The organism is Microcystis sp. M083S1, from assembly GCF_020246405.1.
In the GTDB taxonomy this organism is placed as follows: Bacteria; Cyanobacteriota; Cyanobacteriia; order Cyanobacteriales; family Microcystaceae; genus Microcystis; species Microcystis aeruginosa_C.
Window position 1 is genome coordinate 19,618 of the sequence record NZ_JADBTB010000168.1, and the last position, 7,420, is coordinate 27,037.

The window sequence follows — 7,420 nt, forward strand, 5'->3', positions numbered from 1 at the left end:
AATCATGGTTGACTTCTACGATACACTCATCCCCTGCCAATCGCCCCGAGTCTCGGTTATTGGTGCCGGTAACGTCGGACGCACCTTGGCCCAACGCATCGCCGAAAAAAACCTCGCCGATGTGGTTCTCCTCGATATCGTCAATGGTTTGCCCCAGGGTATTGCCCTAGATTTGATGGAAGCTCAGGGCATAGAACTGCACGACAGCGAGATTATCGGCACTAATAACTATGAAGACACGGCAGGCTCGAATATTGTCGTGATTACGGCTGGATTAGCCAGAAAACCGGGCATGAGTCGCGATGATCTCATGAATGTCAATGCCAAAATTGTCGTCGAGGCCGCCACTAAATGCCTCAAGTATTCTCCAGAGGCCATTTTTATCGTCATCACTAATCCCCTTGATGTGATGACCTATCTAGTCTGGCAAGCAACCGGTTTACCCCCCCAAAGAGTGATGGGAATGGCCGGAGTCCTCGATTCTTCCCGTTTACAAACCTTTATCGCCATGGAATTGGGGGTTAGTACCGCCGACGTTCATGCTATGGTTTTGGGTGGTCACGGTGATTTAATGTTACCCCTACCCCGTTACTGTACCGTCAGTGGTGTGCCGATTACCGAATTAATGGACGAGATGACGATTAATCGTCTAGTGGAGAGAACTCGCAACGGTGGGGCTGAAATCGTCAAATTACTGCAAACTGGCGGCGCTTATTACGCCCCTGCTTCCTCTGCCTGTACCATGGTCGAGACGATATTGAGAAATCAATCCCGTTTACTGCCGGCGGCAGCCTATCTCAAGGGTGAATACGGTTTACAGGATGTTTATCTGGGGGTTCCCTGTCGCTTAGGATGTCGGGGTGTGGAAAGTATTCTGGAAGTGCGTTTAACCGATTCTGAACGTCTGGATCTACACACTTCTGCTGCCTCAGTTCGTCAAAATGTTCATTTAGCCCTTGACAGTCTCAAGGTTTTGATGTAGTTAATACAATTCGTATTTTAAGAGGGTACAGGGCAAAGAACCGTTATACAAGGGAGTGCGACGGGAAGAACGCAGGCCGATTTGTTTGGTCAGTTCTTTGTTTCCCGATAAAATATAGGCTGTCCAACCCTTAAACCTCTGTTTTAAGACATCACCGAAGGATTTATATAGGGTCCCTAATTCTTCGGTATTGCCCAATCTTTTGCCGTAAGGGGGATTACAGAGAATAATCCCTCGATCGCTCGTCGGTTCTAAGTCGGTGATGCTTTGCAAGCTAAAATTAATGTGGTCCTGCACTTGACAAAAATAGGCATTATCCTCGGCCTGATGTAGAACCTCATAATCGGCATCACTAGCATAAATTGGCGCATTTAGCTGAGATTTTTGTTTTTCTTTAGCTTCCTGAAGCAAAGATTGCCATAAATCCGGTTGATAGTCTGGCCATTTCTGAAATCCGAACTGGGAACGAGATAAACCGGGGGCAATATTTAAAGCTTTTAACGTCGCTTCGATGACAATGGTTCCCGAACCACAAAAAGGGTCTAAAAGTGCCATATCATCCTGCCATGCCGATAATTCTACCAAAGCAGCGGCGAGACTTTCTTTCAGAGGTGCGACTCCCATGGCCCGATGATACCCGCGACGATGTAAACTGTGACCAGAACTATCTAAACTAAGCACACAGCGATTTTTCTCGATATGAGCGTTAATTTGCAGGTCGGGATTTTCTGTATCCACAAAAGAACGGGGATTCCCCTGTTGACGCTGTTGGTCGATAATAGCGTTTTTGATGCTTAAGGCGGTGTAATGGGTGTGATTGAGGCGATCGTTCGTTCCCGTACATTGTACCGCTAAAGTTTCCTCACTGGTGAGATAATCGCGCCAATCAATGGCTTGAATGCCATCATACAGTTCCTTCCCATCCCCACAGGGAATTTCGGCAATGGGAACCAAAACCCGAAAAATAATTCTTGACCAAAGATTGACTCGATAGAGTAGGGCCAGATCTCCCTGAAAATGGACTCCCGTGAATACGGGTTTCACTTCTTTGGCCCCTAGGCATTCTAATTCCCTAGCGGCAATTTCTTCTAGTCCCCTCGCGGTAGTAGCAAAATAGGATCGAGTCATTTCAGTTATCAGTTATCAGTTATCAGTTTTCAGGTTTCAGTGACTAGCGCCGGTCGTTGGTAGCTTGAAATCAGAAAGATTGGCTCTCTTGAGTTTGGTGGGTAAAATATATTCTAAGATACAGTTGGGCTGGCGGGGGAGTGGAGCGAACCACAAAGACACAAAGGACACAAAGATCGATCGATCCTATATTAAGTTAAACTCATCATACGGGGAATAAGAGAGCCAAAGATTTTAATTTTTATCCCCTTGTAAATTCCCTATCTCATACGCTCTTTCTTTATCTTGCAGGTAGTCGGCGATCAAATCAAGTTTTTGTTAGGAAATATTAAGGGTTTCTCCCAATCAAGACTAGACAGCATTCTCTGAGAAAATAATGTAGGCGCTCATTATCGTTGGGGAAAATTTTCTCGCGAGTTGCCTGAGCTATATTTGCTAGTTCTGTTTCCCCTATCTCTATATTATCCAGCCAACGCTCAAAATCTCCTTTGTCCATGTGTTCTTTAAATTTATTGGGATTATCTATACATAATTCGAGTAATTCTGGGATATTGTTAACGTCTTTTACTCCACCATTGTCTAAATTAAAATAGAAAGTTGGATTATATTTCGTAGTTCTACTGTAATTTTTAATTTTATTAAGAAGATTTTTAAAACAATCATTAATAAGTTTATTTAAAAGGTATTGTTTATCTGCTCCTTGTGCTTTCATCGAATCTTTAGTCTTCTGTACTTGATTAGCTAGGTCAACTTCACCTAAAGTTTGCAGTCTCGACTTTAATGAGTCATTTTCTATCTCAATAATAGCCTTATTTCTATCATCAATCATTGATTCTACTATTTGATACATTTCCCATATTTGATACATTTCCCATACTCTATAGTTAGACTTCCAAAATATTCGTGTACTTTTCACCTCTTTATTTTCTATGTTAATTCCTTTGTACCAGATTTTTTTTAAACTTCCTTCACCGTCTCTTAACTCGGCAATTTTTTTTCTCGTTTTCCATCCCCCCCATAACCCCCATAAGAAAAATATAATTATTGCAAAAAAAACTATCCCTAATATTATTGCTAATAACGAAAATAATAGTCCCTTGTCCAATATTAATGCTATGTTTAATTCTGCTATTTTTAATTCTGCTATGTTGAATATGGAAAAAATACCACCTATATTTGCGACTACTGCAATACCACCAAAAACGACCGTAACCCAATCATTTTCTTCTGCTTCAGTTTTTAAAGTCTGCATATAGCTTTCCCAAATAATAGGCTTTTGACCACTAGGTAAATTATTAAAGTATAAATCATTAATTTTAGGCTCAATATTAGTGGCAATATATCTACCAATTCTAACAATCAGATAAGTATTTGCATGAACAAGAAGGATGATCAATCCACAAGAGGCGGGAACCATTATTCCCAGAATAATGGCTGAAGGAATTCGCTGTGCAATTGGAATATCATAAAAGTCCTGTTTTTGTGGAGATATTGTTTCTATTTCTGTGTCTTTTTCTTTAATAACTAACCCTGAATTTGTTTCTTGATTTGTGTGATCACTATCCGCTTTTGGATGAGATATTGTCGTTTGTGTTGTTTCTCCTTTTGTCGTTTTTTTTTCTCCTTTTGTCGTTTCTATTGTAGTTGTATTTGTGGGTATTCTAGTAATAGTTGTTGTCTCTTTCATGATGGGAAGATTAGCGATGGGACTGATCCCAATTCCCAGTAAAGTCAAAACTAAACCACCCCCAAAGACAATAACATTACTGCGATTTTGCACGGTTTGTAAAATTTCCGTTCTCAGGGTTTTATACTCCTCCATACACACATCGATCGCTTTATTGATATCGGGTTGATTGTTGTTATTAGGCATTTTTTAACTCCCGAATTTATATATAGTTGTAATTTTATCTGGTCAAATAAGTAGGTAGTCGTTAAAAATTATCAGACACCCACCTTATCAAGGGTAGATCCCCCCGCCTATCGACACCCCCCTTATCAAGGGTAGATCCCCCCGCCTATCGGCACCCCCCTTATCAAGGGGGGCAGGGGGGATCAAACCTAAAATCCATTTTTAATTGAATTATAACCAGCTATTTAGAATTACACTATTGGCTTAAACTTTTCTTAATTAGTTCCAGAGCGATTTGTAAATTAGCCTGTGTCCAAAGGAGAGGAGTGGCATCATTAGGAATATATTTTCCCTGTTCTAGATAGTATAATTCGGGACATTTAAACTCACCCACGGGGGAATCTTTTCCCGTAATTTGTCCGAGAGAACGATTGAAGTAATGGGTTTGTAGGTTGAGGTATTTTTCCTGACCTGTACTCTGGAATTTAAGGGCAAAAATGGCAGAAATAATCGGATCAAAAATACACCATTGTGCTTCTTCGCCTAGGTTTAATCCTCTCCCTTGTTCCTGTAACCAACTTTCCCTTTCTGTCGATACCGTGGTGCGGATTTCTGGGGGAATTAAGCGATAGTCTCGACACCAAAAAGAATCACCTAAATAGCGACGAATACCGTAATCTCCCTGAAGGTGAACGATAACATTATTAAGAATTTGATCGGCGATATTTGTCTCCACCACTTGTAAGGGATAAATCAAAAAAAGTAGGGCTGCATCATAACTTCTTGCCTGCGCTACTGGTAGAAGACACTCGGCTGGTAAAATACGGTATAAAGCTTGTTCTCCTATCTCAATTAAGTCCGCTAAAAATGCCGGTGTAATCCTGCGATTTTCGGCTGTGAGATTTATCTCTGTCTCGATTAATAACCTTTTTAATTCGCGTAATCCCGCTACCACAACCCCGATGCTAGATGCTTCTATTTTGCGGGTTTCTTCCCAGTGACCGCTATCCTCATCCTGCCAATAACTAATCGCTTGAAAATATAAGGGGAATAGGGCAATTGTTTCTAGACAATCGGGGGAAAGCTGAATATATTTTTCCCGTGCCAAACGACAATAAAACCAGAGAAAATAGCCAAGGGCATCATTTTGTGCGTGTTGCCAAACTTGGTCAATTTCCGTCAGTGTACGTCCCTCAAAACGAATATGAGGACGTTCCATGATCTTTTCAGGATTAACCCGACCTTGGATAATATTAATAAAACGCCTTTGGAACTTTTGAAAATAGTTCATCAAAGTCTGAATATTCTTGACAGCGATCGCTGTCTGTCCGATAATATAGTGAGAATAGGCCAGATAAACGTTATCCCTCAGCCAAACATTGGCATATCCGGTGTATTCTGTCTCATTACTGACTAATGCTGCTGGAAATAAGCCATTTTCTAGCCGGGGAAAACTCAAGACATCATTTTCCGACAAAAACGCAGATAATCTCTGAAGATACCCCAGAGAGTAGCGGTATTTAATGAAATCGAGAATTTTTTCGTTGTGAACAACTAGCATCGGCAAAATACCCCAATAATCTGCTCAAAAACGAATTTATTCCGATAAATTCTACTGAGAAACCCAAAAAATGCGTCTTTGATTGGGATCCCGTCGGGGACTTTGTTCCCCCATGACTTGCCGCGCTTGACTAGGATCAAAGCTGCGAGTAAATTGACCGCGCAATTGATTGACGCGTTCCTCCTTTTCTTGGGCTGCCAAACGTACTTCTTCCAGTTTTGCCTGTTGCATCTGTTGGTAGGGTAGCAAACGAGCGATCGCAAAAACTGCCGTGATGGAAAGACCGCTATAGGCAATAATTCGCAGCCAAATCTCGATAACTTGCCAGTTTTTGGATTTATTGCCGCTTTTTGGCTTTTTTGGTGTTTTTTTGTCGGTTTGGTTTCGTGTTCGTGCGGTCATAGATTTATGAGTACAAGTAAAATCGGTCAGAAAGGTGGCTAAGTAGCTGGTTATAATTTAAAAATGGATTTTGCCTTTAATCCCCCCTTGATCAGGGGGGTGGGGATCCCCCCTTAATCCCCCCTTGATAAGGGGGGCATCTGACAACTTTTAACGCCTACCTACTTAATTACTTTCAATTTACACCCAATCACTGATAACTGATGACCGATAACCAAAAAAACCCCAATCGGTCTATCCTATAGCTAGGTCAGACGGGATCAGGGTTTATTGAAAGCGACTTTACTTATAAAGTTCCGTCGCTAGACGAAAAGCCAAAATCCCGGGGATTAAAGCAATTACCAGAGCGACTAAAACTTGAGTATCAGAAAGCATTGCTGATTATCTCCTCATAAAGATATTCATCCAATACTTTCCGACATCATCGGGGTCCTCTGCATCATTTCGTTACAAGACTTCATATCTCCCCACCCCGATGACGGTTATCTCCCCTAGAAAAGAAAGTTGTAAAAGCGTTAAGCTGAAGTATTGCCATGATTACATTTATTTTTACCTGCGGCCTCAATGTTAGACTCGCTCCTTGATTCATCTCTAACCCTTAGTCTAAAAACCCCGTTAATTCTGTTGGTTCTCATTGCCCTAGAAGCGGTATTATCAGCAGATAACGCCATTGCTCTCGCTTCCATAGCACAGGGATTAGGAGATCATCAGCGTCAACGTCAGGCCTTGAATATTGGCTTAGTTTTCGCCTATATTCTCCGTATGGTCTTGATTCTTACCGCCACCTGGGTGGTTAAATACTGGCAGTTTGAACTTTTGGGAGCAGTATATTTGCTCTGGTTAGTCTTTAATTACTTTGCCTCCCCGGAAGACAAAGACCACACCCATCATAGTCTCCAGTTTCAATCTCTCTGGCAAGCTATCCCCCTCATTGCCGTTACCGATTTAGCTTTTTCCCTCGATAGTGTCACCACCTCCATCGCCGTGGCCGATGATACTTGGTTGATCCTGCTTGGTGGTACGATCGGAGTAGTTACCCTGCGCTTTATGGCGGGTTTATTTATTCGCTGGTTAGAGGAATACACCCACCTAGAAGATGCTGGTTTTGTCACCGTCGGTTTGGTGGGTTTAAGATTGCTGTTGCGGGTGATTAGTCCCGATTTTGTGCCGCCAGAATGGATTATGATCAGTTTAATTGCTATCCTCTTTGCTTGGGGTTTCTCAAAACGCAACGATCGAGAACCCGTAGAGAGTGATACCATCCCATCTGATAAATTGCCATAAAATAACCCTCAGTATTCAGTATTCAGTATTCAGGAGACAGCCTTGAATCAGTTATCAGTTAAGCTGTTGACTATCTAGGGCTTGCTGAATAAATCTAAAAACCTTGTTGGATAAGGCTTTTAGACTTTTTTGACCTCAAAAAGTGCCGACCATTGGAGGGATCGGGGGTAAAATTCAGGTACTTTTTCCCTGAAAATTAGGTAACTGACTA

At 41.7% G+C, this 7,420-nt stretch carries 7 protein-coding genes; 2 read left to right on the forward strand and 5 right to left on the reverse strand.

Annotation, left to right across the window (positions count from 1 at the left end; translation table 11 throughout):
* Positions 1-4: 4 nt before the first annotated feature.
* Positions 5-982 carry a malate dehydrogenase gene (mdh, locus tag IM450_RS15670; RefSeq protein ID WP_287671344.1) on the forward strand — a complete coding sequence of 326 codons (978 nt, stop codon included), beginning with the start codon at positions 5-7 and terminating at the stop codon, positions 980-982.
* Here mdh and IM450_RS15675 read toward each other — a convergent pair whose 3' ends face one another.
* The 5 genes from IM450_RS15675 to psaM all read right to left on the reverse strand — a co-directional run bounded on the left by IM450_RS15675 (position 983) and on the right by psaM (position 6,300).
* The gene (locus IM450_RS15675) at positions 983-2,110 is read right to left on the reverse strand and encodes a THUMP domain-containing class I SAM-dependent RNA methyltransferase (protein WP_287671342.1); all 1,128 of its coding nucleotides are present in this window, start codon (positions 2,108-2,110) and stop codon (positions 983-985) included.
* A gap of 328 nt (positions 2,111-2,438) precedes the next feature.
* The gene (locus IM450_RS15680) at positions 2,439-3,983 is read right to left on the reverse strand and encodes a hypothetical protein (protein ID WP_287671339.1); all 1,545 of its coding nucleotides are present in this window, start codon (positions 3,981-3,983) and stop codon (positions 2,439-2,441) included.
* A 235-nt stretch (positions 3,984-4,218) separates the two neighbouring features.
* Positions 4,219-5,523 (reverse strand): glycoside hydrolase family 15 protein, encoded by a 1,305-nt coding sequence (locus IM450_RS15685; protein WP_287671337.1) that lies wholly within the window; start codon positions 5,521-5,523, stop codon positions 4,219-4,221.
* Between the two features lie 51 nt (positions 5,524-5,574).
* Positions 5,575-5,925, reverse strand: coding sequence for a hypothetical protein (locus IM450_RS15690; protein ID WP_287671334.1), 351 nt, complete (start codon positions 5,923-5,925; stop codon positions 5,575-5,577).
* A 282-nt stretch (positions 5,926-6,207) separates the two neighbouring features.
* Positions 6,208-6,300 (reverse strand): photosystem I reaction center subunit XII, encoded by a 93-nt coding sequence (gene psaM / locus IM450_RS15695; RefSeq protein ID WP_012264462.1) that lies wholly within the window; start codon positions 6,298-6,300, stop codon positions 6,208-6,210.
* A 189-nt stretch (positions 6,301-6,489) separates the two neighbouring features.
* Here psaM and IM450_RS15700 point away from each other — a divergent pair, with 189 nt between their 5' ends.
* Positions 6,490-7,209: a TerC family protein gene (locus IM450_RS15700; RefSeq protein ID WP_002803652.1), complete on the forward strand. Its 720-nt coding sequence runs from the start codon at positions 6,490-6,492 to the stop codon at positions 7,207-7,209.
* The last annotated feature ends 211 nt before the right edge of the window (positions 7,210-7,420 follow it).